This window comes from Cobetia sp. PS-4MA, from assembly GCF_057670765.1.
In genome coordinates this window covers 359581-385115 of the sequence record NZ_CM173107.1, presented here as the reverse complement: position 1 = coordinate 385115, position 25535 = coordinate 359581, and the positions used below count along the sequence as shown (strand labels likewise).

The following is a 25535-nucleotide window of genomic DNA, read 5'->3' as shown; positions in this document are numbered from 1 at the left end:
GGTCAGGGCTCGATCAGGGCAAGGGACGATCATGCCTCTCGCGACCAGCGGGACGACTGGCACGGGAGGTCGAGAGTGGATTCAGGAACGGGCGGATTCCCGACGCAGGCGGCGGCGGATATCGGCCTCCACCGCGCGACGGGACAGCCGCGTGGCGATCACCAGCCCCGCGAGGCATGCCGCCGTCAGCCCCCAGGCGGACCACACGTAGAGGGCGTGCCCTCCCATGGCGAAGAACTCGCTGACACTCGAGAAGGCGACATCGGGCAAACTCATCAGTGATCACCTTCTGTGGAAACGGGGCCTGCAGGCGAATTCTGGCCGGGGCGTGAGTCCGAGTGCGGACTCAGCAGGTCACGCACCCATTGCTTGCGACTCTCACGCCTCAGCACCTCGACCCGCGTGCGCATCAGCACCAGCGCACCGAACAGGGCGTAGAAGCCGATGACCATCAGCAGCAGCGGAATCCACATGCTGGCCGGCATCGGCGGTGCTTCACTCAGCGTGAAGGTGGCAGGTTGATGCAGTGTGCTCCACCAATCCACCGAATACTTGATGATCGGGATATTGACCATGCCGACCAGCGCCAGAATCGAGGCGGCACGCGAGCCGCTGTCACGACTGGCGAAGGAACCGCGCAGCACGATCACGCCCAGATACAGGAACAGCTGGATCAGCATCGACGTCAGCCGGGCATCCCAGATCCACCAGGTGCCCCAGGTGGGAATGCCCCATACCGAGCCGGAAAACAGCGCCAGCGCCGTCATCAAGGCGCCGACGGGGGCGGCGGCCGTGGCGACCATGTCCGCCAGCTTGATCTTCCAGACAAGGAAGATGAGTGCGCATGCCGCCAGCAGCATGAAGCAGGACTGGGCGAGAATCGCCGCCGGCACATGCACGTAGATGATGCGGAAGCTGTTGCCCTGCTGGTAATCCGCCGGCGCGAAGGCCAGTCCCCAGGCACTGCCGGCCACCAGCGCGATGATCGCCACGGCCCACAGCCACGGCAGCCAGCGCTGGCTGGCCGCGAAGAAGGTCGCCGGTGTGCCCAAGCGATGCAGCCATGGCCACAGCCCGCCCTTGCGCGGGCGAACCTTGCGAGCAGGCGCTTGATGAGAGTCGGAATCGGCGTTCACACGAGCCTCTTGTCAGGGGCGAAAGGATATCTGGCGAAGTGCTGGCGGCACTCAGGCCACCCTCTGCCAGCCGGCAGGGAGCAGGGACTAGCCATTGATGCTCAACCTCAGGCCGGCGGCGATGGCAAGCGGCGCCAGCAACAGTGCCAGCGCCAGCATCGCACCCAGCATGGCCAGGTGGGCGGCGCTGGGCATGCCGGTGACGGCGCTCTGCACCGCGCCGGCGCCGAAGATCAGCACGGGAATGTACAGCGGCAGGATGATCAGCGAGAGCAGCACGCCGCCGCGCCGCAGCCCGACCGTCAGCGCCGCGCCGATCGCGCCGATCAGCGACAGGCTCAGACTGCCCAGCGCCAGCGAGGCGATCAGCACCCCGAAGGCGCTGCTCGGCAGCCCCAGCATCACGCCCAGCAGCGGTGCCATCAGCGCCAACGGCAGACCGGTCAACAGCCAGTGCCCCGCCACCTTGGCCAGCACCAGCAATGGCAACGGCTGGGGTGTCAGCAGCAGTTGCTCAAGGCTACCGTCGTCGAGGTCCCGCCGGAACAGCCCCTCAAGTGACAGCAACGTGGCCAGCAAGGCCGCCACCCACAGCAGCCCCGGCGCCAATGTCGCCAGCAGCGCCTTGTCCGGCGAGATCCCCAGCGGAAACAGCGTGATCACCAGGGCGAAGAATACCAGCGGGTTGATCAGCTCACTGCGCCGGCGCAACGCCTGACGCAGGTCGCGTCGAAGTGTCGCCTTGAGTGCTCCACCCAACGAGCAGGCAACGGGAGACTCGGACAATGGTGTCAGAGGATCATGTCTCATGCCCAGGCACCCTCCCTCGACTCCGCGCCAGCGCGTTCTCCAAGGCCTATTCGGCGCAATCGCGAGACATCCGAGAAGCGATGGTGGGTCGTCATCACCACGCTGCCACCCCGCTCGGCATGCGCCAGCAGCAGCGCCTCCAGCGCCTGGACGCCATCGATGTCGATGGCAGTGAAGGGCTCGTCGAGCACCCACAGTCGACGCGGTGTCAGATGCAATCGCGCCAGGGCGATGCGCCGCTGCTGACCAGCCGACAGCTGCTGGGCCGGGACATCCTCGAAGCCGGCAAGCCCCACGGCGTCCAGCGCTGCCCAGGCGAGCGAGCGTCGCTCCGCGGCGTTTCGAGAAGATGCGGCGTCACCGAGCGCCTGATACCAGGCAAGATTTTCCAATGCCGTCAGCGTGCCCTTGATGCCGGGCTGGTGACCCAGATAGAGCAGTGATCCCAGAAAATCGTCGCGCACCCGCGAGGCAGGCTGCCCCTGCCAGAGCACTTCGCCTTCGTGATCATGGAACTGCCCGGACAGAATCTTGAGCAGGGTGGTCTTGCCACTGCCATTGGGGCCTTCGATCTGCAGGATCTCGCCCGCCGCGAGGCTGAAGTCGAGCGCCTGGAACAGCCAGCGCTCATCGCGCTCACACCCAAGCGCCCGCACCGCCAGCAAGGGCGGCACGCAACGGGCTTCATCGCTGACTGGCTGGATCGACATCCCGACATCTCGCGGCTGGTCAGTCGCGGAGCGCGACATCAGAGGCTGGTCCCGAGGGATCCAATCGCGTCATTCTACGAGCTGAAGCCGGCACTGACCACCGGTCGCCCGAATGACGCGACCCGCACACGTCGAGCCTTGCGCGGGAGTCAAGTTCTCGTGCGTTCCATCAGCAAGGCATGGTGCACATTCATACGACACACTCATCGCCTGATTGGCATCGACGACCGACTCACCCCTTGCCACCTCGCGCTGGCTTGCTATGATGCAGACACTGTATACAAAAACAGTACTCATACAGTATCGTCATCGCATGCCTGGCATTACCCGGGCAGCAGACCGAACGGGTCGGCTCTCATCGCGTTGTCATCATGTTCGCAGAGCCTATCAGGCCGCAGATGAACTCAGCCTGACGACCTTTCACGCTGCATCGCAGGTCGGCTCCCTCTGCCGACCGCACAGCATCAGGGGATAGCTCATGTCACGTCTTCACGCTCCACACTACCTTCAGCGCCTTCACAATCTGCCGCTCAATGACGAGGCCTGGCAGGAAATCACTGCCAGCGACATGATGGATATCCCGTTGCTCGGCAACATCACCGCCGGCATGCCCATCGAAGCCATCGCCGACTGCGGCACGATCGCCGTGCCGACGCGCATGGTGCGACGCAATACCTACGCCCTGCGCGTTCGCGGCCACTCGATGATCAACTGCAATATCCATGATGGCGACATCATCATCATCGAGCGCAGTGAAAGTGCCGAGAATGGTGAGACCGCCGTGGTGATGATCAACCAGCAGGAAGTGACGCTGAAGAAGCTGTATATCGAGAAGAGCGGTGTACGCCTGCAACCGGCCAACGACAGCATGGCCCCCATCTACCTCAAGAATGCCGATATCGAAGTGCTGGGCATGGTGATGGGTGTCGTACGCGGCAACGCCGTCACTCATTGAGGGCGACGCTTTGCTAAGATGGCACGATGAGCTATCAGATACCTGCACTGGCGCCAGAGGCGCATCACGAGCACAGCATCGAGATCGAGAAGAGCCGCTTCATCGCCTGGCTGGCCCACGCTCCGACACCAGACGCCATGACGCGGCTGCTGGTAAAGGCGCATCTCGCCCATCCCAATGCACGCCATCACTGCACGGCATTCATCGCGGGTGCGCCGAATGAGCAGAATGCCATCGGCTTCTCCGATGACGGAGAGCCGGGCGGTACCGCCGGCAGGCCGATGTATCAGGTACTGGAAGGCAGCGGCGTGGGGCAGATCGCCTGCGTGGTGATCCGCTACTTCGGCGGCATCAAGCTGGGCACCGGTGGTCTGGCTCGTGCATACAGCCGTGCCGTGCTCGACGCCCTCGAGCGACTGCCCACCACCACCTTCACGCCGCGTACACCCAGACGCCTCAAGGTCGGATTCGCTCATGAGGCCGACGTGCGTCACTGGCTGAGCGGCTACGATGTACCGGTGGATGCCAGCGACTATGCCGCCGATGGCGTGGTGTTGACGGCCGGCTGGCCGCAAGGCGGCGCTCAGCCACCGCTGGAAGAACTGCATGCGCGTCTCAAGGGCGCACTGGAAGTGCTCGAAGACCAAGGCTGAGCGTTTCCGGCCACTGGCTCCTCCCCCAGTGACCTCTGCTTCCCGATAGCACAAACGCCACCGCCGCTCCTCTCAGAGCGGCGGTGGCGTTTTCATTCATCATGCTCAACCAATGTGACTCAGCTACGGCAGATACACCGGGTCAGAGAGCATCCACGTAGTTGGCGATGCCTGTCCTGGCCTCTGACAGAGCTCCCACCTTTTGCTCATCGCCCATGTTGAGGCCTTCAGCGTATACGAAGTGCTGATCCGTGATGCCCATCAGCCCAAGCATGGATGTGAGATGCGGCGTCTGGGAATCCAGGTCACTGCCCGCATACATCCCGCCACGTGCTGCCAGCACCAGTGCCTGCTTGCCTTCCAGCAGACCTACCGGCCCCTTCTCGGTATAGCGGAAGGTCTCGCCGGCACGCAGCACCCGGTCGAACCACGCCTTCATCTGGGTCGGCAGGCCCAGATTGTAGAGCGGTGCCGCGATGACCAGCAGATCTGCCGCTCTCAGCTCGGCCAGGAAACCATCGGACAGCTCGGCGAGCTTGCGTTGCTCGGCGCTTCGCTCATCCGCCGGCGTCATCCATGCCTGCATCTCGGCGGCGCCCAGGTGCGGAAGGTCGCGCTCGACCAGATCATGATGCGTCAACTGATGCTCGTGACCGGACGCCTGCAAGGCATCCACGAACGCGGAAGCCAGTTCACGAGAGTTGCCTTTTTCTCCGAACAGGGAAGATGAGACCAGCAGAACATTGAGCGGTGTGGCAGACATGGCAGGTTCTCCGCAGACAGAAAGGACGATTTCCCATCACGAGCCAGGCTTGGCATCCGTTGCCCGTGATGGAGAGCTGCCCGCCATGATAGATGAACTCCGTGGCACGAAAAGCGATAAAGATCGCACCAACCATTCGAAAAAATCGACGAAAAGACGTCGTGTCAGGGGAGGTATGCCTCACCACAGCCACTCAGATCTCGAGACTCTCCCCCTTTTCGCGTCAGAGTCAGCTCGGAGGTCAGCGGATACGGGGTACCTTGCATGGTGTCGAAGCAGGCACCCGGCGTCAGGCTCAGTTTCAGCCACCCCCTGCCGACTGAAGCGCGCGGCAAGCGCGCCGACAGCACCTTGCCATGCTTGCCGTCGTCATTGACCCGATAGGGTAACGTCAGCTGACTGAGCGACGATGACTCCTGCTCCTGCTTGCCGCTCTCGTTCCCGGCAACGCCAGAGCTGCCGTCATCGGCGCCTGTAGCGTCCTGCGACACCCGCGCCTTGCCTTGCACGGCACCCAACAGGTCGGGCGATGCCGTCACCGTCATCCGGTTATGCGCTCGATCCAGACTGATACGCCACTCAGGCTCGTGACCCTGTGCCACCAGCAGCGGCTGGTCATCGGGGATCTGGATGGTGCGCTGATCATCCTGAACGCACTCAAGATTGCCGCGCGCATTGTGCAGCGTGGCTTCCCGCCCCTTGAACCAGACTTCCAGTTCACGGGCTCCCCCCTCCGCCTGTTGACGCTGCCGCTCGGAGACCGGGGCGTCATTGGCCCGATAACGGGCGCCGGAAGCACTCACCACATGCCCCAGGGCGTAGGCATGCTGACGCGACCATAGCCGCAGCCAGCCTTCAGCAGTCGCCTCCTGAGGAGTGTCCTTCGCCACAGAGACGGGAGGCCTACCCCTAGCGTCCTGTCCATCACTGAAGGCCATCAACAGATCCTGCGCCGGCGTACAGCGCCAGACCTGATACTCGCTGGCCCCCCGAGGCGGCAGGAAGGTCGCGGGCAATGTCACCGCCGGCGCCTGACCCAGCGACTCGGCACTGGGTGCCCTGGGCTTGACTGGTTTCGTGGCAGGACGCACTTCAGGGATCTTCAGCGGTGCCGGCATCACCTGCGCACTCGGCGCATCACGCGATTCATCCGACAGCATGGAGCAGCCACTCAGCAGCGCCATCATCGACACGCACAGGAGATTGGCCGAGGCGCCTGTCGAGATACCTGTCGCAGTGCATGTCGTGATAGTGGCCACCTGACGCCCGCCACGACGAGGCGAGACATCTGGCGCCGAACAGGCAGCGGCCCTCGTATGATCCGGGCGCGAGTGAAACGGAAACATGAAAAGCCCTCCTTGGGCATGCCTGACGACAGAAAGTAACGCACCGCACTCCGCTGGAGGCGGCGACACAGCGTGATTTCAAGGCGTAGAGAGCAACGCCATCCTGGCGCATGAAGAAAGTCTATCAAGCGCAGCCAGCCTTGTGGGCCTCGATTCACGGCAATTCCCATGAGGTGCCGTCATCGTGAAGACACTGGCACTGCCTGCATGAGATGCCTCCCTCTGCGATGGCCATGCCGAGATCCATCAGGCTCAGGGGGAATGCCCAACGGAGCTCATTGACGCTTCCTCGCGCAGCAGCGATTGACCTGCGCAGCACTTCGCCCAAGAATTGAATGAAAATGAACTGTTCACTCATCCAAATGAGCAAAACTCATCATGCTCGAACTACGCCATCTCCGCACGCTGCTGGCACTGCGTGATGCCGGCTCGCTGGTCGAGGCTGCCGAGCGCATCCACCTCACCCAGTCCGCCCTCTCACATCAACTGAAGGACCTGGAAGAGCGCCTGGGCACGCCGCTGTTCATTCGCAAGACGCGCCCGGTCGAGTTCACCCGTGCAGGGCAACGCCTGCTGTCACTGGCAGAACAGGTACTGCCGCAATTTCGCATGGCAGAGCGTGACATCGCGCGCATGGCAGGCAGTGAGCAAGGACGGCTGCATATGGCCATCGAATGCCACAGTTGCTTCCAATGGCTGATGCCGACGGTGGATCGCTTCCGGGATCACTGGCCGGAGATCGAGGTCGACATTCCTTCGGGCCATAGCTTCTCTCCCCTCCAGGCGCTGGGTCGCGAGCAGCTGGACCTGGTCATCACGGCCAATCCGGTGGAGATGACCGGTATCCAGTACCTGCCGCTGTTCCGCTACGAAGTCATGCTGGCCGTGGCACGCCAGCATGCACTGGCTCTCAAGGGCCGTGTGGAACCGGAAGACCTGCGGGAAGAAGTGCTGATCATCTACCCTGTCGAGCATGACCGGCTGGACGTGTTCACCCAGTTCCTCGAACCCGCCAACATCAGCCCTCGCGAGATCCGCCATGCCGAGATGACGGTCATGATGATGCAGCTTGTCGCCAGCGGTCGCGGCGTGACGGCACTGCCCAACTGGGCATTGGCCGAATACCTGACCCGCGATTACGTTCGCGGCCTGCCTCTGGGCGACGGAATCTGGGCGACGCTCTATGCCGCGGTGCGAGAGGATCTGCTGGGCACTCCCTGGATGGATGATTTCCTGCGCACTGCCCGCGAGACCTCCTTCGAGGTGCTCAGCGGCGTAAAGCCAGCCTGAGCCAATGCCCCAGGGCATCTCCGGACAACCACTTGAACGACAAGAGCCCCGCCCCACTGCGCTTCTCGTGCAATGGGACGGGGCTCTTGTTCATAGCATGCCCCTGCGGGGCGTACCAGGTCACCGATACTGCGTTTTTCACGCACACAAACAGAAGCGCCCCAGCATGAGCTGGGGCGCTTCTAGACATCTATCATCTCACACGGAACGGATTCCGCAGCGAGTGATGATCAGTCGATAGCCTTGACGTTGGCTGCCTGCAGGCCTTTCTGGCCCTGAGTCACGTCGAAGGAGACCTGCTGGCCGTCCTGCAGGGTCTTGAAGCCTTCTGCCTGGACTTCGGAGAAGTGAACGAACAGATCGTCACCGCCGTCAGCCGGAGCAATGAAACCAAAACCTTTCGCGTCGTTGAACCACTTAACTGTACCAGTTGCCATGAGAAATTCCTCTCTGATTAGCATGTTTGAAATAACGGGCATTACCCGAAGAGCGTGGGCAAAGCAAAACCATGCATCAAATCAGCGAGGCATTTCGGGGCGCTCAAGGCGTTTTACCGAGCAGCACAGGCGACTGAGTGGTGCGTCTTGCTATCCAACAGGGGTTACCTTGCACCTTAAGCCATGATCCCGTCAAGCCTTTTCGGTAATGATGTCATCTATCATGAAGGCGCTGCCAGGCAAGCCAGGTGGTATAGCCCCCTGCAGGCAGCTGAAGATTGGGCGCGTCCGTGCCCAGCAGCAGTGACTCTCCGGTGAGCTGGACTCGCCGCGCCAGCGTCACGCCACTCCAGTCCGCGATGCTCGCGACGTCTACCTGATGACGGACCTCCTGACGCCGCTCATCCCAGCACCAGCGCCCACAATAGGCAAAGCCCTGCCGAAAGGCCGCCATCAATTGATCATCAGTGGGCGCCACCCCTAGAGGTTCACGCTCACGAGCCGCCAGCTGAACGCTCATGAAGCCATTGGGGAGATAGTGCAGCTGACCCGCACACCTCCCCAATGGCTCCCATTCACGCCCATCCGGCCAGGCATACCAGAAGCGTTGCAGCTCCCAGGAGCCGATCAATGCGTCATGCAGAGCCCCGACGTCACGGCTCGCATCTTGCAGATTCATCCACTTGCCCTCCTCGCTGATGACATCGCTTCGCACCACTGCGTATCACGATAGAGTAGCATCGCTCAGGTGCGCTGCCCGTCATCCCCCTCCCCGGGGGTCACGGGCGGCAAGGAAGGAGGCGCCTCACGTCCCAGCTTGCTGCTGGACAAGGGCAGCAGCAGGCTGAAACGTGCCCCTTTCAGGGCGATGCCCCGATCGACCACCACGCTTCCGCCATGAGAGTGCATGATCTTCTGCACGATGGAGAGCCCCAGACCATAGCCACCTGAAGATCGCGTGCGTGAATCATCCAGTCGCGCGAATGGCTTGAAGACCTTCTTGCGGTCCTCCTCGCCCACGCCGGGGCCATCATCCTCGACATCGATGCGCACCACCTGCGGGTCTCTGGAAATGCGCACCAGCACACGTGAATCTGCATGCCGACAGGCATTCGAGACCAGATTCTGCAGCGCACGCTGCAGATAGCGTGCCTCCGCCTCCACATCAAAGGCACCGCCTTCAATGCTCAGCAGCAGCTCAGGATGCAGTGGCGCCAAGGTTTCACAGACCTGCTCCGCCACTTCCCGACAGTCCACCGCCCCCAGATCCAGCTGAACCCCGGCGGCGTCATTGAGGCGTGCATAGGTCAGGATCTCGTCGATCAGCTTGTCGAGCTCCTCGATGTCACCATCGGCGCCCTTGATCTGCCGGAGCACGAAATCATCATCCACCATGTCCTCGATCATCTGCAGCGCGAAGCGGATACGTGCCACCGGGGTACGCAGCTCGTGGGAGACGGCGCGAATCATGTCCTGCTGGGCTCCCAGCAATCCCTGCACGCGTTCGGCCATGCCATTGAAGGCCATGCCGAGACGGCCAAGAAAGTCATTGGTCTCGATCCTGACCCGCGTATCGAGGTAGCCGCCGGCAATCCGGGTCGCCGCCTTCTCCAGTCGAGTCAACCGTGCCTCCAGCGAACGCACGACCAGATAGATGACACCCCCCAACAGGCTGATGACGGCCAGAATCATGGCAACGATCAATGCCGCCGGGGTCGTCTCGAAGACCTGCAGCGGCCCGACCTTGATCAGGTTGTGACCCTCCAGGCGGGTATAGAGCGCCAGCGCCTGTCCATGGCTTGCCATGTTGAGCACCACTCGCTGGTCGTTGATCCGCCCGACCTGTTGCGCATCCAGCCCATTGGGCATGTCAGGCAATTGAGCGAAGGCCAGCCCGGAGGCATCCTGCAGCTCCGACAACAGAGCGACACGCTGCTCCGGTGCCATGGGCAACAAGGTTTCCCGCAGCAACGACATCAATCCCCGCAACTGTCGCTCAGCCAGATGCAGCAGCCTGAGCTCCAGCACCTGCTCCTCACCCGGCACCTGCATCAGTAGCTGCCAGCCGGCATCCTGATGCTCATGCACCAGAGGCCGGCCGGCAGCCAGACGGCGCTTCTCCCACCAGTTGAGGTCGAATACCTCGACAGGCGCCAGCATCAGCCGCGCATCCAGCAGGCGCGAGGAGCGCTCCAGCAGGCTCGACCTTTCGGTAGGAGGCGCCTCGGCCACCTGCCGGGTCAGCAGCAGCATCGGCGCCGCCCCCAGGCGGGTCTGGTAGGCCTCGAGTCGGACAGCGTTGGTCAGCTGATAACCGCCCAACGCCACGCCCAGCGTCAGGAGCAACGCCAGCAGCAGCACCACGTAGACGCGCAGGAAGATACTGTCAGACAGCGCACGCCGCATGAATCAGAGGTCCTTGACGAACAGGTAACCCTTGCTGCGTACCGTCTTTATCCGCTCAGGGTGATTGGGGTCATCACCGATCTTGGGCCGGATGCGCGAGACGCGCACGTCAATGGAGCGATCCTGGCCGTCATACTTGATGCCACGCAGCGCCGAGAAGATCTCTTCACGAGTCAGCACGCGCCCGGCATTGGAAGACAGCAGCCACAGCAGATCGAACTCGGCACTGGTCAGCTCGATACGCTCACGCGCCAGCCAGGCTTCACGGGTAGCGTTGTCGATCTCCAGGTCATTGAAGACGAGACGCGTCTCGCCTGCCGCCTCTTCCGGGCCGTCGGCCCGCCTGAGCAAGGCACGCATGCGCGCCAGCAACACGCGAGGCTGCACAGGCTTGGGCACGTAGTCATCGGCGCCCATCTCGAGGCCCAGCACCTGATCCATGTCATCAGTACGTGCCGTCAGCATCAGAATGGGGCCGGAGAACTGGGGCCGCACGCGACGACAGATGGACAGGCCATCCTCGCCCGGCAGCATCAGATCGAGGATCACGATGTCGGGGCGCAGGCTGATGATCAGGTCCACTGCCCGGCCGCCATCGTGTTCGACGCTGACGCGGAAGTTGTTGGCTTCGAGATACTCACGCGTCAATGTCGCCAGACGCTCGTCATCCTCGACAATCAGTACATGTTCTTGCGCATTGGTATCCAAGGGCATTCCATCCGCATCGTTGGGTCGGCGTGGCCAGCGGCTCACAGGGAGTTACCGTCCTGTGCCACGTCGTAACCTTTTCAGGGTGATTTGTCACGAATGATACGCCAATTTGGGAATTTACGCGCCAGCTGTCCCGCACACATGCGCACTGACGAGGGGCAAAGAAATTAACACGCAATGTCTTGACATCCCCGGGCGGCAGGCACGGATTTTCAACCACACCTTACCCACAAGTTATCCACTTGCACGACCCCAAAAACAACACTATCTTGTGTCCAAATTCAGCTCACACCCCATATGTAGGGTTTTGGCGACGTCCGCACCCATAAGCCGGAAAGGCAATTTTCAAGCCTCAAGTCAAGCCCGAAAGAGATGATTCAGCAGATGGCGCGGCAACGCATGATCTGCCGCGACCAAGCTGTCATCGGTACCGAATTTCCTGTCTGACCGCCTTTCAGTGGCCTGACGGGTCATGCCAGCCGAGACAGCGAACAGACGATATGTCAGCCAGCCGTACGTGATGGCACGCCCCACCGGGTGCCTCGCCGGCAGTGACACACGCTTTGCCCACGGGCCCTCGCCGGGCAACGATTCACCTTCAGACGATTCAGGAAGGCGTCATGGATTCCACTTTCAGCACCGATCAGGCGGCAGTCGACGTGACCGCACCCCAGCGCCTGCGCGTCATCAAGCGCACTGGCGATGTTGCGCCCTTCGATGCCAGCAAGATCTCCGTCGCACTCTCCAAGGCGTTCATCGCCGTGGAAGGCGATCAGGTCGAGTCCAGCTCGCGCATCCGCGATCTGGTCCAGCAGCTGACCAGCCAGATCACCGATGCCTTCCAGCGTCGCATGCCTGATGGTGGCACTCTGCATATCGAAGACATCCAGGACCAGGTCGAACTGGCCCTGATGCGCTCCGGCGAGCACAAGGTGGCCCGCGCCTACGTTCTCTACCGTGACGAGCACGCCCGTGCCCGCAGCGCGCAGAACGACGGCATCGCCAAGCCGCACCCGACCATCAATGTCACGCACCTCGACGGCAGCGTGCGTCCGCTGGATCTGGGCCGTATCGAGACACTCGTGTTCGATGCCTGCGCCGAGCTGTCCAACGTCGACGCCCAGAAGATCGTCGATGACTCGCTGAAGAACCTGTACGACGGCGTGCCGGTCGATGGCGTGTCCACCGCGCTGATGATGACCGCGCGCACGCTGGTCGAGAAGGACCCGAACTACACCTACGTCACCGCCCGCCTGCTGCAGGACAACCTGCGCCGCGAAGCCCTGAGCTTCCTCAAGGTCGCTGACGAGGCCACCTTCGGCGAGATGAAGGACCACTACCCGGTCGCCTTCAAGGCCTACATCGAGAGCGGCATCGCCTTCGAGCAGCTGGATGAGCAACTGGCCACCTTCGATCTGGATCGCCTCGGCGCCGCCATCGATCACACACGTGACAACCAGTTCACCTATCTCGGCCTGCAGACCCTGTACGACCGCTACTTCCTGCACCAGAACGACGTGCGCTATGAGCTGCCGCAGGTCATGTTCATGCGTGTCGCCATGGGTCTGTCCCTGAACGAGGAAGACCGCGAAGGTCGCGCCATCGAGTTCTACGAGCTGCTGTCCAGCTTCGACTACATGGCCTCCACGCCGACCCTGTTCAACGCCGGTACCCGTCGCAGCCAGCTGTCCAGCTGCTACCTGACCACCGTGCCGGATGCCCTAGACGGCATCTACGGTGCCATCCGCGACAACGCCATGCTCTCCAAGTGGGCCGGCGGTCTCGGCAATGACTGGACGCCGGTGCGCGCACTGGGGTCCTACATCAAGGGCACCAACGGCAAGTCCCAGGGCGTCGTGCCCTTCCTGAAGGTCGTCAACGACACCGCCGTTGCCGTCAACCAGGGTGGCAAGCGCAAGGGCGCCGTCTGTGCCTATCTGGAAACCTGGCACATGGACGTCGAGGAATTCCTCGACCTGCGCAAGAACACCGGTGATGACCGTCGTCGTACCCACGACATGAACACCGCCAACTGGGTGCCGGACCTGTTCATGAAGCGTGTCTTCGATGACACCGAGTGGACCTTGTTCTCGCCGTCCGACTGCCCGGACCTCCACGACCTGTACGGCGCGGCCTTCCAGGCGCGTTACGAGCAGTACGAGGAGATGACCCGTCAGGGCCAGCTGAAGCTGTTCAAGCGCGTCAAGGCGCGTGATCTGTGGCGCAAGATGCTCTCCATGCTGTTCGAGACCGGCCACCCGTGGATCACCTTCAAGGACCCGTGCAACCTGCGCAGCCCGCAGCAGCACGCCGGTGTCGTGCACTCGTCCAACCTGTGCACCGAGATCACCCTCAACACCTCCGAGGATGAGATCGCGGTCTGCAACCTGGGCTCGATCAACCTGGCGCAGCACGTCATCGACGGCAAGCTGGATGGCGACAAGCTCAAGAAGTCGGTACGTACCGCCGTGCGCATGCTCGACAACGTCATCGACATCAACTACTACGCCGTTCCGCAGGCGCGTCGCTCCAACATGCGTCACCGTCCGGTCGGCCTCGGCATCATGGGCTTCCAGGACGCGCTCTACGCGCAGTCCATCGCCTATGCCTCCGAAGAAGCCGTGACCTTCGCCGACGAATCCATGGAACTCGTCAGCTATCACGCCATCGAAGCTTCCAGTGATCTGGCGGCCGAGCGTGGCCGTTACGAGAGCTTCGACGGCTCTCTGTGGAGTCAGGGCATCCTGCCGATCGATTCCATCGAGAAGCTCAAGACCGAGCGTGGCGCCGACTACATCGAGATGGACGAAAGCCAGACTCAGGACTGGGACTACATCCGCGAGAAGGTCCGCACCCAGGGCATGCGCAACTCCAACGTGATGGCGATCGCGCCGACCGCGACGATCTCCAACATCTGCGGCGTCTCGCAGTCCATCGAGCCGACCTACCAGAACCTGTTCGTCAAATCGAACCTGTCTGGCGAGTTCACCGTGGTCAACGCCTACATGGTCAACGACCTCAAGGCGCGCGGCCTGTGGGACGAGGTCATGATCAACGACCTCAAGTACTACGACGGCAGCGTCCAGCCGATCGAGCGCATTCCGGAAGACCTCAAGGCGCTGTACGCCAACGCCTTCGAAGTCGAGCCGAAGTGGATCGTCGAAGCCGCCTCGCGTCGCCAGAAGTGGATCGACCAGGCGCAGTCCCTGAACCTGTACATCCAGGGCGTGTCCGGCAAGAAACTGGACGTGACCTACCGCATGGCATGGTTCCGTGGCCTCAAGACCACCTATTATCTCCGTGCTCTGGGTGCGACCGCCGTGGAGAAGTCCACCGTCGATCGCAGCAAGCACAACGCCGTCGGCAACGCACCGACCCCGGCTCCTGCTCCCGCGCCGACCCCGGCACCGGAAGCCAAGCCGGAACCGCGTGGCATCGAAGACTTCCTGCAAGGCAAGAGCGGTCAGCGTGCCCCCTCCGCCAGCAACATCGATGAGCTGGGCTGTGAGGCCTGTCAGTAAGCGATTGCGCAAGACTCGAGTCAGGCCCTGCCTGACTCCCCGCCTGCGATGACATCCCCGGCAGGCGGGCTGCGGCACTTTCTCAAGACCGAGCCTGGCTCGGTCTTGTGCCGACACAACAATCACTGCCTCCTGACATTATCTCGAAACACGGCCCGGGCCTGACCTTCCCTCTCGGCAGATCACGCCTCTCGATGGCGCCAGCGTCGCAGGACGCACCGCCAACGCCTTCTTGTCACGCTGATTGCCCGCGTGACCACTACGAACACGAGGAACGCAACATGTTGAACTGGGACGATTTCCACGAAGACGAAGCCCCCGCTGCCGAGAAGCCGGCCGCTGCCAAACCGGCGCCGCAGGCCGAAGCCCCGGCGGCTGAAGTTGCCGTCGCGAGCGAGAACAGCGAAGGCTACGCGGTCAGCGAAGCGGAACGCATCGCCCGCGCCCAGCAGGCGCTGGACGATCTTGACGTGGCCAAGGGTCTGGAAGAACTGGAAATGGGTGCCCAGCGCATTCAGGTCGATGAGAAGCGCATGATCAATGCCCGCGCCGACGTCAACCAGCTGGTGCCCTTCAAGTACGACTGGGCATGGCAGAAGTACCTCGACGGCTCCGCGAACCACTGGATGCCGCAGGAAGTGAACATGAACGCGGACATCGCGCTCTGGAAGAGCCAGGACGGCCTGACCGAAGACGAGCGTCTGATCGTGATGCGCTCGCTGGGTTACTTCTCCACTGCCGACTCGCTGGTCGCCAACAACCTGGTGCTGGCCGTCTACAAGAACATCACCAACCCGGAGTGCCGCCAGTACCTGCTGCGTCAGGCCTTCGAAGAGGCGATCCACACCCACGCCTACCAGTACTGCATCGAGTCCCTGGGCATGGACGAAGGCGAAGTCTTCAACATGTACCGTGAAGTGGACTCCGTGGCGCGCAAGTCCGCCTGGAGCCTCAAGCACACCCAGGCGCTGGCGCGTGCCGACTTCCATACCGGCACACCGGAAGCGGACCAGGAATTCCTGCGCAACCTGATCGGCTTCTACGCCGTCACCGAAGGCATCTTCTTCTACTGCGGCTTCTCCCAGATCCTGTCCATGGGTCGTCGCAACAAGATGACCGGCGTCGCCGAGCAGTTCCAGTACATCCTGCGTGACGAGTCCATGCACCTGAACTTCGGCATCGACGTGATCAACCAGATCAAGGTCGAGAACCCGCACCTGTGGACCGCCGAATTCCAGGACGAAGTCACCCAGATGATTCTGGAAGGCACCCAGCTCGAGATCGAATACGCGCGTGACACCATGCCGCGCGGCGTACTGGGCATGAACGCGGCCATCATGGAGGAATACCTCCACTTCATCTGCAACCGTCGCCTCGCGCAGCTGGGCCTCAAGGAGCAGTTCCCGGGCGCCAAGAACCCGTTCCCGTGGATGTCCGAGATCATCGACCTGCGCAAGGAGAAGAACTTCTTCGAGACGCGCGTCACCGAATATCAGGTCGGCGGTGCCCTGAGCTGGGATTGATCGCTGATCACTCCCTCTCCCGGAGACAGGCACGCGACTGACGCCTGTCTCCGCTGAGCACCCCAACGGGCCATGTCATTGATATGGCCCGTTTTTGCGTCCAGCGCCCGCACAGGGTAGGCTTCGCGCCGTCCCGACTCTCCCCGGCTTCACGTGAAAGGAACGAACATGCAACTCGGTATCATCGGACTCGGCCGCATGGGCGGCAACATCGCCCGCCGCCTGATGCGCAATGGCCACGAAGTGGTCGCCCATGACCGTGACGAGGCGATTGCCCAGTCACTGGTCGCTGACGGCGCGACCCACGTCGACAATCTCGCGGCGCTGGTCCAGCAGCTGAAGGCACCGCGTGCCGTGTGGGTCATGTTGCCGGCGGGCGAGATCACCGAGCAGACCATCAGCGCACTGGCCGAGCTGATGGAAGCCGGCGACACCATCATCGATGGCGGCAACACCTTCTACAAGGACGACATCCGTCGTGCTGCCACGCTGAAGGACAAGGGTCTGAACTACGTGGACGTGGGCACCTCCGGTGGCGTGTGGGGCCTGGAGCGCGGCTACTGCATGATGATCGGCGCCGAGAAAGCCGTGTTCGATCATCTCGAGCCGCTGTTCGACACCCTCGCCCCCGGCTATGGCAACCTCGAGCGCACCAAGGGTCGCAATGCCCCGGATGAGCGCGCGGAACGTGGCTATATCCACGCAGGCCCGGTCGGTGCCGGTCACTACGTGAAGATGGTGCACAACGGTATCGAGTACGGCCTGATGCAGGCCTACGCCGAAGGCTTCGAGCTGATGCAGAGCAAGGGCTCCGAGGACCTTCCGGAAGACCAGCGCTTCGACCTCAACCTGGCCGATATCGCGGAAGTCTGGCGTCGTGGCAGCGTCGTCTCCTCCTGGCTGCTCGACCTGACCGCCCAGGCGCTCGCCGGCGATGCGCGCCTGGATCACTACAGCGGTGCCGTCTCCGACAGTGGCGAAGGCCGCTGGACCGTCGATGCCGCCGTCGAGCAGGGCGTTGCCGTGCCGGTGCTGGCAAACGCGCTGTTCTCGCGCTTCAGCTCGCGCAAGGAAAACACCTACGCCAACCGTCTGCTGTCCGCGATGCGCTTCGGCTTCGGTGGTCATGTCGAGCCGCCCAAGCAGGACTGATCTTCCGCTGACGCATCAGACGTGAAACGCCCCGCTCATGGTCTCCCATGAGCGGGGCGTTTCGTTGGCGAGGCCATCGTTGGCAAGACAGCATGAGCATCAGAACCTGTCAGTCTGACTATCTGGCCGGCCTCTCCTGCCCGGCAGTCTCGTCAGCCGCCACGCCCCGCAACCGGCGTGAGTGTCATCTGCTGCCCCCGCATGTTGATATCGAACTCCCCCAGAAAGCTCATTCCCAGCAGCACCACCTCATCATGCATGCCCGGCACGATGGCCCCGCGCACCTCGCGCTGGTTGAGCCCCGCCAGACTGACGACATCCAGCGTGGTCAGTGCGCCATGGCTCACCCCATTGGCGGTGGTGAAGCGGGCATCGCGCCCGCGCGGCAACGCCAGACGCTCGGCCAGTGATTCGGACACCGAGACATAGGTGGCGCCGGTATCCAGCAGGAAGGTCACCGGCTCACCATTGATCTCGCCGGGGGCCACGAAGTGCCCTGAGCGGTTGCGCGTCAGGGTCAGCGGCTCCCCCTGGGACAATGCCTGACCGGCCAGCGAGGCATTCGGGCGGGTACGCTCCTCGAGCTGCCCCTGGAACCACCACACCAGCATGCCAAGTATCAGCCCCCAGCACAGCACCAGCATGCCGATACCGTAACGCCGGGTTGTCCCCTGGCCTTCAGAATCCTTCATTCACCCTCACCTCTGACAGCCGGTTGCCAACATGCGTCCCCCTCCATGCCACCGGCCCTCTTAATGCTACCGGCCTTATTCATGCTACCGGCCCTCTCAACAACAGACGCAGCGCCACCAGACACAGCGCGATCCCCAGCGCCAATGGGACGCCGATCAACCAGCCGCGCGTGCCAGGCAGACTGGCCTCGTGAGGCGCACTGCGTCGATAGTTCACGGCCACGGTCTCGCCGACCGCAGGCGTCGGCGTCTGCACCGCCAGCGGTGATACATATTCATGCCAACCGCCACGCCTGTCCTGATAACGCACGATGGGCGCGTACTGGATCGACTCGACATTGAAGCGTCCCCCCGGCGGCAAGCCTGCCATCGCCAGGGCCTCGTCCTCACTCAACTCACCGCCCTTGGGCAAATGGATGCGTCCGCGCCCTTCCACGTTCAGGGCGCGATCATGACTGATCACCTCTCCCATCACCTGGACGCTTTCCCGTGCGAGTGATTGTGCGTACTGCCAGCGAAGCGCACCCAGCAACAGCAGCGCCACGCCGATGATCAACAGCCCCCAGGGTAATACCATGCGCTGCCTCCTGCGTAGGTTGGCCATCATGTCTGGCGGGAACTCGCCGAGCGGGCTGCCTGAAGCGTCTCATCCGACACGACATGCGCCACGCCCTGCTCCCGACCACCAGCCGCTTCCAGCATGTCACTCAAGGTCTCGAACTTGCGCCAGCGTGCGTGCGCCAGAGGTGTCACTCCCTCGGCATCCGCGAGATTGACGTCAGCGCCGTGGTCCAGCAGCTGCTTGACCACCTGTTGATAGGCATCCCCGCCGTCCCCCAGCAATACGGCTTCGATCAGCGCCGTCCAGCCAAGGCGATTCTGATGATCAGGCGGCACGTCCGTCTGCTCCAGCAACACGCGACAGATATCCGCATGGCCGCGCTCGCTGGCGGACATCAGGGCCGTGGAGGAGAAACGATTGAGCACCGTGGCCGAGGCACCGTGCTCAAGCAGGCAGGTCAGGCAATTGCCATATCCCAGCGCCGCGGCAGCCAGCAAAGGCGTGTCATGCAGGGCGTCGGTCTGCTCGCTGTCAGCTCCCGCGGCCAACAGCACCGCCACCGCTTCGGGCTGATTGGCCTGCACGGCCACCATCAACGGCGAGCGTCCGCGATAATCGACATCATTGAGGCGCTCACGCGCCCCGGGCTCGGCAAGCGCTTCCCTGAGCCCTTCCAGATCCCCACGCTGAGCGCACATCGTCATGTCCTTCATGCCCACCTCCTGACGCCTGAGAATTCACACGACTCCTGTCTGACAGCCTATGCGATCCTGAAGACGACCGTTAGCCTCCCTGCGTTCAATCTCCGCCTTGCACACCCGTCAACCCTCTCCCGGGGTCACTGTCACGCGCGCATCCCGCTGCCGGAACAGGGGAGATATCAGGCATAAAAAAAGCGCCCCCGAAGGAGCGCCAGTTCGTCATCACCGCAGGGCGCGACAGACGAGACTCAGAAACGAAGCCCGTCCGACTGCCAGCCGAACCCCCTTAGAATACGGTGCGGCTGGCGTGACGCCCAATCATCTCTCGGGATCGATATGATAGCCAAGCCCTATGAGTTGATATCTTTCAATAGGCTAATATCAAAGGACTGCAGGACACCCCTCTTCCCATCAGGCCGTGGGCTTGGTCCCCACCAGCGGTGAGCTGGGCAGCCAGACATGCGCCGCCAGGCCGCCCAGAGCGGAGCGCTCCAGCCTCAGCTCGCCGCCATACAGCGCCATCAGGTCGTCCACGATCGCAAGCCCGAGTCCTGAACCGGAGCGCCCCTCATCGAGACGTGCACCACGCCCCAGCGCGGCGGCGCTCTGCTCGTCGCTCATGCCCGGGCCATCATCCTCGATGACCAGCAGCACACCGCCATCGCGGGACTCGCTGGTCACACGTACCTGCTGCTGCGCCCATTGCAGCGCGTTCTCGAGCAGATTGCCGACCATCTCCTGCAGGTCCTGCGGGTCGACGCGCACACCGGCATCATCCTCCAGCGCGAGACTGAGGGTGATGGCACGCCGGCTCGCCAGGCGCCCAAGGCCATCGAACACCGGCCCGGCGGCCTCGCGCAGACTGACTCGCCCACTGAGATGCGCACCGCCCGCGGCACTCGCCCGCGCCAGATGGTGACGCACGGCCTCATCGATACGTCGCAATTCGGCATCGATGCGGGCGCGGTCCTCGCCATCAAAGCGCTCGGACTGGGCCTTGAGCACACTGACTGGCGTCTTGAGCGCATGCGCCAGATTGCCCGCCGCGGCACGCCCACGCTCGATCAGGCGTTGATCTCGCTCCAGCACTGCATTGATCGCGCGCGTCAGCTCAGTCAGCTCAGGTGGCAGGCGTGTTTCCTCCAGCCTGTCCGCCTCCCCCTCCGCGACCCGCTTGAGGCGTGCCCGCAACCGCCGCAGCGGTGCCAACCCCCAGCTGATCTGCGCGGCGGAGCCACACACCAGCAACGACGCCAGCGCGACAAGCGCTCCCGCCAGCAACCACTCGAAACGCGCGACCTCGGCGTCCACCTCGCTGCGACTCGCCGCCACCATCACATGCAGTGGCTGGCTGCGGCCCGGCAGGCGAATATCACGCTCGATGGCGCGCAACGACTGATGACGCGGCCCGTCGAGATCCCGGCTCAGGAACCCGTCGGCACTGATCTCATCGCGAATCGGCAGGCGTTGATCCCACAGCGAGCGCGAGGTCAGCACATTGCCGTGGCGATCGGAAATCTGCCAATACCACCCGGAGTAGGCCTGATCGAAACGCGGATCACCCAACGAGCGCGTAAGCCCCGGACGGCCCTTCTCGCGATCGAACTGGATCGCGGCGATCAACACCTTCGACAGCGACAGCAGCCGCTGGTCAAAGGCCGTCGTCACCGCATCCCGAAAGCTCCACGCCAGCCCCAGACCGGTCAACGGCATGACGATCAAGGCGATGACCAGCGAGCCACCCAGCAGTCGCCGGCCGACGGACAATGGCTTCATGCGTCGCGGCCGTCCGCTCCCGCTGCGCCGGCCCCGTCTGCGCCACCCGATTCGGCATCCGGGTCGCGCAGGCGATAACCGCGACCGCGCAGCGTCTCGATACGCTCAGCCCCCAGCTTGCGACGCAGGCGGCTGATCTGGACATCGATGACATTCGAGTCGGGTTCATGGTCGCGGTCATAGACATGCTCGACCAGCTCCGAACGGCTCACCACGCCGGGCACGGCATGCATCAGGTGCATCAGCAACCGCGTCTCCTGTGCCGTCAGTGACACGGGGCGCCCCGCCAGGCTGACGGTGCCGCCATGCGTATCACAGGCCAGATCCCCCAGCTTGAGCACCGGATGGGCATGCCCGCGCGAGCGACGCACCAGCGCGCGCAGGCGGAAGATGACCTCGGCCGTCTCGAAGGGCTTGGTCACGTAATCATCCGCACCGGCAGAGAAGCCGGCCGCCTTGTCCGACCAGCGCTCACGCGCCGTCAGCACCAGCACCGGGACTTCGATGCCGGCCTCACGCCACTGGGCCAGCCAGCGGGTGCCATCACCATCCGGCAGGCCAAGGTCCAGCACCACCGCATCATAGCGCTCGGTCTGCACCAGAAAATCGGCATCGGCACCATTGACGGCATGCTCGACCAGCACATCTGCCTCACTGAGGCGTGCCATCAGCGCTTCGGCCAACGGCATGTCATCTTCCACCAACAATATCTTCATGAATTCTGGGCACTCCTGGGCAGTCGCTATCCGGTGACGGATACCGCGTCACGGCATCACACGAGGACACTGCTGCAAGCATAACGGTCCTCAGGGGTCTTCGGCACCCTCAAGACCGCCCGTTGGCTGACGCTCGCTCAGGGATGGCGACGGGCCTGCCGGGCTCTCGGCAGCATGACGGCGCATCGCGTCCAGATTGACGCCACGCACCTCACGCAGCTCTCCATCCGCGGCCCGTACGGTGAACTTGGCCATCTGGCCCTGCGGCCCGAGCATCTCGACCTCGTAGATCAACTCGCCATGGATGTCTTCAAGCTCCACCTCGACCACCTGCCCCAGCCAGTCACGCTCGAGACTGTCCAGCAGTTCAGACAGTGAAATGACACGGCCGGCAGCCACCTCATCGTGCAGGCTACGCCAGCGCTCACTGTCACACAGCGCATGCGGCGGCATGGCCAGGACACCGATCAGCAAGCCGCCCAGCCCCAGGCACAACCATCCATAGCGTTGCCGCCATTGGCTGACGCGGGATGCGCTGGCGCCTGTCTGGGCCTTGCGGGGAGTCGGCATGACGGAAAACCTCTTGAATTGCGGCGGGTCTGGTGCGCCGCGACGGGCGCTGATGCTCGACAAGCATCCTGGCAATGGAATGTGCAAGCAAACCTGCGTTGGAACAGCGCGGACGCCAGCGGATGCGCACGGATGACCGCATGCCGCAAAGACTGACAGGCAGCAATGAACCTCAGATGAATCCCCCTCTCAGTGTCATGCAAGGTCGCATGTCTCACAGTGAGGCCATGTTCCACTGCCTTGAGGAGGCGTCCATGCCGTCATCTCCTGCCTCTCCCAGTGTGAAGGAGGCTCGCTCTCGGGCCATCAGCATCCGGCTGGCGGGGCGCTACATCGTGAACCTTCGCCAGCGACTGGGAGCGGGCGCTCTCGGCCTGATGCTGGGCTCGGTGCCCGCCTATGCCAATGGCATCGAGGATCTCCCTCCCCAGCATCGACTGAGCGCTTCCACGCTGGGCACGGGGCTGGATGACACTCGTCGCGAGGTGGCCGCGCTCGCCACGGCGAGCGGGCACAGTCCCGATAGCTCTGGCAGTCCTGACAGCTCTGGCAGCCCTGACAGGCGTGCTGCGGGGATGGGCGATGACAATGGCGATGCCACGTCAGGGCAAGCGTCACCGGACTCGCAGCGCGATCACGAAAGCTCTCGCCTTCTGTCCACGGGGCTGGCCCCGGAACTGCTGACCCAGCTGATGATGCGAGCCAGCCACAGTGGGATGCGTCAATTCAGTGGCATGGACATCGTGGCGAATCAGGTCCGTTTCACCGGCTGGGGGCGAGACGGCTGGGAGATGGAACTGTCCATCAATCGCGCGGATGGCGAGCTGATCGATGAGGCACTACGCCGCCAGACCCGCCAGACGGAGGAAGGGGCAATGGGGAGAAACAGCCTGCGTCAGACCTTGAATTTTGCCGCCAGCGACGGCATTGAAAGGATACGCAGTGTCGACGTGGAGGCGCATGCCATCCGAATCGTCGGACTGGACGGGCAAGGCCGACAGCAGACCCTGTCCTTGAGCCTGCCCACCCTCGCCAGCACGATGCCGGGCGGATGACGCTCGGACCTGACGGCCTCCACCGCGCCCCTGCGGACACGACAATCGCCTTGACGACAACGCTGCCAACCTCGATGCTGAGATCATGAGGCAGCCAAAGGCATGACGAATCTCGCAGGGATCTGCAGTACCGCCCTGGCTCAGGTGCTTCAGGCGCTGACAGCCAAAAGAGACACCCCACTTTCCAGACCCGATACCCCCGACCATCCACCTTCACACATCGGGTCTTCCCTGCCCGGCCCATCGGCCCGGCAACCATTGCGGAGAATCAACATGCAAGGCCAACAGCACAACACTCTCTGGAACCAGGCTCGCCAATGGCAGGCCAACGCCGGCAACCAGCGTCCTTCTCAAGGCCTGTCCGGCCTCAAGCTGGTCGCTGCCTGGCTGATCGGCGGTGTCGTCATGATCTTCAGCCTGTTCGCGGCACTGATCATGATGGTACTGGGCATCATCATGCTGCCCTTCATCCGCCGGCGCATGAAGAAGCGCATGAGCGAGATGCAACAGCGCATGCAGGAAGCCCAGGACAAGGCCAACGGCCGCCAGAACTATTCGCGGGATGCGACACGCGAAGACGGCAGCAGTACCGCGACGCTGGATGGTGAGTACCAGGTCAAGGAATAAGCCCCGACACCGATGACCGATGACCGATTCAGGGTCACACGACGCAAGAAGGCCGCCCCACGGGGCGGCCTTCTTCGTTTCAGCGGCCTGACGCTACACAGGCAAGCTCAGGTGCCTGACCCTCACACGCGATAGACGCTGGCGGTCATCACCTTGGACATCAGCCGCATGGCGCTCTTCAGCGGCCCCGGGAAGCGATGTCCTCCGGCCTCCAGCGCCCATTGCTCATGATGCGCTTCATCGATCTCCATCTGCCGCAGCACCGCGCGTGAACGCTGATCGCCCTCGGGCAGTGTCTGCTGGTGCTTCGACAGATGCTCGCCTACCAGCTCCTCGGTCGCGGCCACGAACCCGAGGCTGACCTTGTCGTTGATGGCGCCGGCCGCTGCCCCGAGCGCAAAGCTCGTCATGTAGAACAGTGGATTGAGCAGGCTGGTATTGGCATCCAGCTCGACGAGACGTGCATCGCACCAGGCGAGATGGTCGATCTCCTCCTGAGCGGCAAGCTCCATCTGGCTGCGCGTTTCCGGCAGACGCGCCGTGAACCCCTGGCCCTGGTACAGCGCCTGGGCGCAGACTTCACCGGTGTGATTGATGCGCATCAGACCGGCAGCATGCTGACGCTCCGCATCACTGATCTCGCTGTCCACGATATCGCCTGCCGGGGTAGGTCGTGACGGCTGAGCCGCATGAGGGACCAGCGTGCGCAGAACGGTATCGAACTGATGGATCAACTGGTCGGCGCGACTGTGGTGACGTTGTGCCTGACTGGCGGTGGGGTGCGTCATGTAAGAACTCCTGCACGGCGTGAGCAATGCCACCATCTTACGCAAGGCCCCCACTCACGGTAAGGGGCAGAGTGACGCTGTCGTCGTCGGCACGTCTGAGTCTCGCATCGCTCCGACATCTCCTGCCTGCAGCCTGCAGAACAAGACCGGGCATGACGCTTTCACGTCATGCCCGGTATGCGCCCGTGTGCCGCACGCTTGTATATCGCTAGCCGCTACCTGCCCGCGAACCGCCGGTACAGGCGCCTGCTCTACGCCGGCTCAGCCAGCCGGCCAGGCGAAGCGGCGACCACCCATCAGGTGCATATGAATATGATAGACCGTCTGGCCGCCATCTTCATTGCAGTTCATCACCACACGGTAGCCATCGTCGGCGAAGCCGTATTCCTTCGCCAGTCTGGCGGCGGTGTACTGCAGGCGTCCCACCGTGGCCAGCTGGCTTTCCTCGATATCATTGAGCGTGGCGATGTGCTGCTTGGGAATGATCAGTACATGGGTCGGCGCCTGAGGGTTGATGTCATTGAAGGCCAGCACCTCCTCATCCTCATAGACGATATCGGCGGGAATCTCGCGATTGATGATCTTGCAGAACAGACAGTCCATGACACCTTCTCCCTCGACAATGACGTCGCCGC

General features: G+C 63.1%; 26 protein-coding genes. 8 read left to right on the top strand and 18 right to left on the bottom strand.

Features of this window, described 5'->3' with window-relative positions; all coding sequences use genetic code 11:
- Positions 1 to 81: 81 nt before the first annotated feature.
- From ccmD to ccmA, 4 genes are all read right to left on the bottom strand, one after another.
- The gene (gene ccmD, locus AC26AR_RS01800) at positions 82 to 276 is read right to left on the bottom strand and encodes a heme exporter protein CcmD (protein WP_077378928.1); all 195 of its coding nucleotides are present in this window, start codon (positions 274 to 276) and stop codon (positions 82 to 84) included.
- The gene (locus AC26AR_RS01795) at positions 276 to 1073 is read right to left on the bottom strand and encodes a heme ABC transporter permease (RefSeq protein ID WP_279855937.1); all 798 of its coding nucleotides are present in this window, start codon (positions 1071 to 1073) and stop codon (positions 276 to 278) included. Before AC26AR_RS01795 ends, ccmD begins: the two co-directional genes overlap by 1 nt.
- 150 nt (positions 1074 to 1223) lie before the next feature.
- Complete coding sequence (gene ccmB / locus AC26AR_RS01790) at positions 1224 to 1946, bottom strand: heme exporter protein CcmB (RefSeq protein WP_488107447.1); 723 nt, start codon at positions 1944 to 1946, stop codon at positions 1224 to 1226.
- Entirely contained in the window at positions 1943 to 2656 is a 714-nt protein-coding gene (gene ccmA / locus AC26AR_RS01785; RefSeq protein WP_176502975.1) for a cytochrome c biogenesis heme-transporting ATPase CcmA, read from the bottom strand. Before ccmA ends, ccmB begins: the two co-directional genes overlap by 4 nt.
- A gap of 478 nt (positions 2657 to 3134) precedes the next feature.
- On the opposite strand from ccmA, the gene AC26AR_RS01780 reads away from it, so the two are divergent.
- Together AC26AR_RS01780 and AC26AR_RS01775 are read left to right on the top strand one after the other, a co-directional pair.
- Entirely contained in the window at positions 3135 to 3611 is a 477-nt protein-coding gene (locus AC26AR_RS01780) for a LexA family protein (RefSeq protein ID WP_077378921.1), read from the top strand.
- 26 nt (positions 3612 to 3637) lie between these two features.
- Positions 3638 to 4264 carry an IMPACT family protein gene (locus AC26AR_RS01775; protein ID WP_191236528.1) on the top strand — a complete coding sequence of 209 codons (627 nt, stop codon included), beginning with the start codon at positions 3638 to 3640 and terminating at the stop codon, positions 4262 to 4264.
- A gap of 142 nt (positions 4265 to 4406) precedes the next feature.
- Here AC26AR_RS01775 and AC26AR_RS01770 read toward each other — a convergent pair whose 3' ends face one another.
- Positions 4407 to 5027, bottom strand: a complete 621-nt coding sequence (locus AC26AR_RS01770) for an FMN-dependent NADH-azoreductase (RefSeq protein ID WP_084209388.1) — start codon at positions 5025 to 5027, stop codon at positions 4407 to 4409.
- A gap of 164 nt (positions 5028 to 5191) precedes the next feature.
- The gene (locus AC26AR_RS01765; protein WP_488107446.1) at positions 5192 to 6373 is read right to left on the bottom strand and encodes an MliC family protein; all 1182 of its coding nucleotides are present in this window, start codon (positions 6371 to 6373) and stop codon (positions 5192 to 5194) included.
- 378 nt (positions 6374 to 6751) lie between these two features.
- On the opposite strand from AC26AR_RS01765, the gene AC26AR_RS01760 reads away from it, so the two are divergent.
- Entirely contained in the window at positions 6752 to 7663 is a 912-nt protein-coding gene (locus AC26AR_RS01760; protein ID WP_077378906.1) for a LysR family transcriptional regulator, read from the top strand.
- A gap of 230 nt (positions 7664 to 7893) precedes the next feature.
- Here AC26AR_RS01760 and AC26AR_RS01755 read toward each other — a convergent pair whose 3' ends face one another.
- From AC26AR_RS01755 to AC26AR_RS01740, 4 genes are all read right to left on the bottom strand, one after another.
- The gene (locus AC26AR_RS01755) at positions 7894 to 8100 is read right to left on the bottom strand and encodes a cold-shock protein (RefSeq protein ID WP_077378903.1); all 207 of its coding nucleotides are present in this window, start codon (positions 8098 to 8100) and stop codon (positions 7894 to 7896) included.
- Between the two features lie 214 nt (positions 8101 to 8314).
- Positions 8315 to 8779 (bottom strand): lipocalin-like domain-containing protein, encoded by a 465-nt coding sequence (locus tag AC26AR_RS01750; RefSeq protein ID WP_139345494.1) that lies wholly within the window; start codon positions 8777 to 8779, stop codon positions 8315 to 8317.
- Between the two features lie 65 nt (positions 8780 to 8844).
- Entirely contained in the window at positions 8845 to 10506 is a 1662-nt protein-coding gene (locus AC26AR_RS01745; RefSeq protein ID WP_176502972.1) for an ATP-binding protein, read from the bottom strand.
- Positions 10507 to 10509: 3 nt separating this feature from the next.
- On the bottom strand, positions 10510 to 11220 hold the full coding sequence (locus AC26AR_RS01740; RefSeq protein WP_077378895.1) for a winged helix-turn-helix domain-containing protein: 711 nt from the start codon (positions 11218 to 11220) through the stop codon (positions 10510 to 10512).
- A gap of 617 nt (positions 11221 to 11837) precedes the next feature.
- Between AC26AR_RS01740 and AC26AR_RS01735 the strand changes: the two genes are divergently transcribed.
- The 3 genes from AC26AR_RS01735 to gnd all read left to right on the top strand — a co-directional run bounded on the left by AC26AR_RS01735 (position 11838) and on the right by gnd (position 17413).
- A complete protein-coding gene (locus tag AC26AR_RS01735; RefSeq protein WP_084209391.1) occupies positions 11838 to 14738 on the top strand; it encodes a ribonucleoside-diphosphate reductase subunit alpha in 2901 nt (966 codons plus the stop codon).
- Positions 14739 to 15019: 281 nt separating this feature from the next.
- Positions 15020 to 16261 carry a ribonucleotide-diphosphate reductase subunit beta gene (locus tag AC26AR_RS01730; RefSeq protein WP_084209392.1) on the top strand — a complete coding sequence of 414 codons (1242 nt, stop codon included), beginning with the start codon at positions 15020 to 15022 and terminating at the stop codon, positions 16259 to 16261.
- Positions 16262 to 16429: 168 nt separating this feature from the next.
- Positions 16430 to 17413 carry a phosphogluconate dehydrogenase (NAD(+)-dependent, decarboxylating) gene (gnd, locus tag AC26AR_RS01725; protein ID WP_077378886.1) on the top strand — a complete coding sequence of 328 codons (984 nt, stop codon included), beginning with the start codon at positions 16430 to 16432 and terminating at the stop codon, positions 17411 to 17413.
- A 152-nt stretch (positions 17414 to 17565) separates the two neighbouring features.
- On the opposite strand, the gene AC26AR_RS01720 is transcribed toward gnd, so the two are convergent.
- The 6 genes from AC26AR_RS01720 to AC26AR_RS01695 all read right to left on the bottom strand — a co-directional run bounded on the left by AC26AR_RS01720 (position 17566) and on the right by AC26AR_RS01695 (position 22430).
- Positions 17566 to 18105 (bottom strand): retropepsin-like aspartic protease family protein, encoded by a 540-nt coding sequence (locus tag AC26AR_RS01720; protein ID WP_077378883.1) that lies wholly within the window; start codon positions 18103 to 18105, stop codon positions 17566 to 17568.
- A gap of 79 nt (positions 18106 to 18184) precedes the next feature.
- Positions 18185 to 18682 carry a DUF3592 domain-containing protein gene (locus AC26AR_RS01715; protein WP_084209394.1) on the bottom strand — a complete coding sequence of 166 codons (498 nt, stop codon included), beginning with the start codon at positions 18680 to 18682 and terminating at the stop codon, positions 18185 to 18187.
- 26 nt (positions 18683 to 18708) lie between these two features.
- Positions 18709 to 19380, bottom strand: a complete 672-nt coding sequence (locus tag AC26AR_RS01710) for an ankyrin repeat domain-containing protein (RefSeq protein WP_077378878.1) — start codon at positions 19378 to 19380, stop codon at positions 18709 to 18711.
- A gap of 399 nt (positions 19381 to 19779) precedes the next feature.
- Positions 19780 to 21144 carry a sensor histidine kinase gene (locus AC26AR_RS01705; RefSeq protein ID WP_488107445.1) on the bottom strand — a complete coding sequence of 455 codons (1365 nt, stop codon included), beginning with the start codon at positions 21142 to 21144 and terminating at the stop codon, positions 19780 to 19782.
- Positions 21141 to 21860, bottom strand: a complete 720-nt coding sequence (locus tag AC26AR_RS01700; RefSeq protein WP_077378872.1) for a response regulator transcription factor — start codon at positions 21858 to 21860, stop codon at positions 21141 to 21143. Before AC26AR_RS01700 ends, AC26AR_RS01705 begins: the two co-directional genes overlap by 4 nt.
- A gap of 90 nt (positions 21861 to 21950) precedes the next feature.
- Positions 21951 to 22430: a PepSY domain-containing protein gene (locus AC26AR_RS01695; RefSeq protein ID WP_284728545.1), complete on the bottom strand. Its 480-nt coding sequence runs from the start codon at positions 22428 to 22430 to the stop codon at positions 21951 to 21953.
- A 254-nt stretch (positions 22431 to 22684) separates the two neighbouring features.
- Here AC26AR_RS01695 and AC26AR_RS01690 point away from each other — a divergent pair, with 254 nt between their 5' ends.
- Together AC26AR_RS01690 and AC26AR_RS01685 are read left to right on the top strand one after the other, a co-directional pair.
- Positions 22685 to 23485: a hypothetical protein gene (locus AC26AR_RS01690; protein ID WP_488107444.1), complete on the top strand. Its 801-nt coding sequence runs from the start codon at positions 22685 to 22687 to the stop codon at positions 23483 to 23485.
- A 273-nt stretch (positions 23486 to 23758) separates the two neighbouring features.
- Positions 23759 to 24112 (top strand): hypothetical protein, encoded by a 354-nt coding sequence (locus AC26AR_RS01685; protein ID WP_077378868.1) that lies wholly within the window; start codon positions 23759 to 23761, stop codon positions 24110 to 24112.
- A 122-nt stretch (positions 24113 to 24234) separates the two neighbouring features.
- On the opposite strand, the gene coq7 is transcribed toward AC26AR_RS01685, so the two are convergent.
- Together coq7 and AC26AR_RS01675 are read right to left on the bottom strand one after the other, a co-directional pair.
- Entirely contained in the window at positions 24235 to 24900 is a 666-nt protein-coding gene (gene coq7 / locus AC26AR_RS01680) for a 2-polyprenyl-3-methyl-6-methoxy-1,4-benzoquinone monooxygenase (protein ID WP_084209398.1), read from the bottom strand.
- Positions 24901 to 25161: 261 nt separating this feature from the next.
- The gene (locus AC26AR_RS01675) at positions 25162 to 25503 is read right to left on the bottom strand and encodes a histidine triad nucleotide-binding protein (RefSeq protein WP_488107443.1); all 342 of its coding nucleotides are present in this window, start codon (positions 25501 to 25503) and stop codon (positions 25162 to 25164) included.
- Between the last annotated feature and the right edge of the window lie 32 nt (positions 25504 to 25535).

Excerpts from the sequence above, each read along its gene's own strand:
- AC26AR_RS01770 (WP_084209388.1), bottom strand. The coding sequence starts at position 5,027 with ATGTCTGCCACACCGCTCAATGTTCTGCTGGTCTCATCTTCCCTGTTC.
- AC26AR_RS01750 (WP_139345494.1), bottom strand. The coding sequence starts at position 8,779 with ATGAATCTGCAAGATGCGAGCCGTGACGTCGGGGCTCTGCATGACGCA.
- AC26AR_RS01780 (WP_077378921.1), top strand. The coding sequence starts at position 3,135 with ATGTCACGTCTTCACGCTCCACACTACCTTCAGCGCCTTCACAATCTG.
- AC26AR_RS01705 (WP_488107445.1), bottom strand. The coding sequence starts at position 21,144 with ATGAAGCCATTGTCCGTCGGCCGGCGACTGCTGGGTGGCTCGCTGGTC.
- AC26AR_RS01755 (WP_077378903.1), bottom strand. The coding sequence starts at position 8,100 with ATGGCAACTGGTACAGTTAAGTGGTTCAACGACGCGAAAGGTTTTGGT.
- AC26AR_RS01745 (WP_176502972.1), bottom strand. The coding sequence starts at position 10,506 with ATGCGGCGTGCGCTGTCTGACAGTATCTTCCTGCGCGTCTACGTGGTG.
- AC26AR_RS01720 (WP_077378883.1), bottom strand. The coding sequence starts at position 18,105 with ATGAAGGATTCTGAAGGCCAGGGGACAACCCGGCGTTACGGTATCGGC.
- ccmA (WP_176502975.1), bottom strand. The coding sequence starts at position 2,656 with ATGTCGATCCAGCCAGTCAGCGATGAAGCCCGTTGCGTGCCGCCCTTG.
- AC26AR_RS01715 (WP_084209394.1), bottom strand. The coding sequence starts at position 18,682 with ATGGTATTACCCTGGGGGCTGTTGATCATCGGCGTGGCGCTGCTGTTG.
- AC26AR_RS01710 (WP_077378878.1), bottom strand. The coding sequence starts at position 19,380 with ATGAAGGACATGACGATGTGCGCTCAGCGTGGGGATCTGGAAGGGCTC.
- ccmB (WP_488107447.1), bottom strand. The coding sequence starts at position 1,946 with ATGAGACATGATCCTCTGACACCATTGTCCGAGTCTCCCGTTGCCTGC.
- ccmD (WP_077378928.1), bottom strand. The coding sequence starts at position 276 with ATGAGTTTGCCCGATGTCGCCTTCTCGAGTGTCAGCGAGTTCTTCGCC.
- gnd (WP_077378886.1), top strand. The coding sequence starts at position 16,430 with ATGCAACTCGGTATCATCGGACTCGGCCGCATGGGCGGCAACATCGCC.
- AC26AR_RS01735 (WP_084209391.1), top strand. The coding sequence starts at position 11,838 with ATGGATTCCACTTTCAGCACCGATCAGGCGGCAGTCGACGTGACCGCA.
- AC26AR_RS01685 (WP_077378868.1), top strand. The coding sequence starts at position 23,759 with ATGCAAGGCCAACAGCACAACACTCTCTGGAACCAGGCTCGCCAATGG.
- AC26AR_RS01695 (WP_284728545.1), bottom strand. The coding sequence starts at position 22,430 with ATGCCGACTCCCCGCAAGGCCCAGACAGGCGCCAGCGCATCCCGCGTC.
- AC26AR_RS01675 (WP_488107443.1), bottom strand. The coding sequence starts at position 25,503 with ATGGACTGTCTGTTCTGCAAGATCATCAATCGCGAGATTCCCGCCGAT.
- AC26AR_RS01765 (WP_488107446.1), bottom strand. The coding sequence starts at position 6,373 with ATGTTTCCGTTTCACTCGCGCCCGGATCATACGAGGGCCGCTGCCTGT.
- AC26AR_RS01700 (WP_077378872.1), bottom strand. The coding sequence starts at position 21,860 with ATGAAGATATTGTTGGTGGAAGATGACATGCCGTTGGCCGAAGCGCTG.
- AC26AR_RS01730 (WP_084209392.1), top strand. The coding sequence starts at position 15,020 with ATGTTGAACTGGGACGATTTCCACGAAGACGAAGCCCCCGCTGCCGAG.
- AC26AR_RS01740 (WP_077378895.1), bottom strand. The coding sequence starts at position 11,220 with ATGCCCTTGGATACCAATGCGCAAGAACATGTACTGATTGTCGAGGAT.
- AC26AR_RS01775 (WP_191236528.1), top strand. The coding sequence starts at position 3,638 with ATGAGCTATCAGATACCTGCACTGGCGCCAGAGGCGCATCACGAGCAC.
- AC26AR_RS01760 (WP_077378906.1), top strand. The coding sequence starts at position 6,752 with ATGCTCGAACTACGCCATCTCCGCACGCTGCTGGCACTGCGTGATGCC.
- AC26AR_RS01690 (WP_488107444.1), top strand. The coding sequence starts at position 22,685 with ATGCCGTCATCTCCTGCCTCTCCCAGTGTGAAGGAGGCTCGCTCTCGG.
- coq7 (WP_084209398.1), bottom strand. The coding sequence starts at position 24,900 with ATGACGCACCCCACCGCCAGTCAGGCACAACGTCACCACAGTCGCGCC.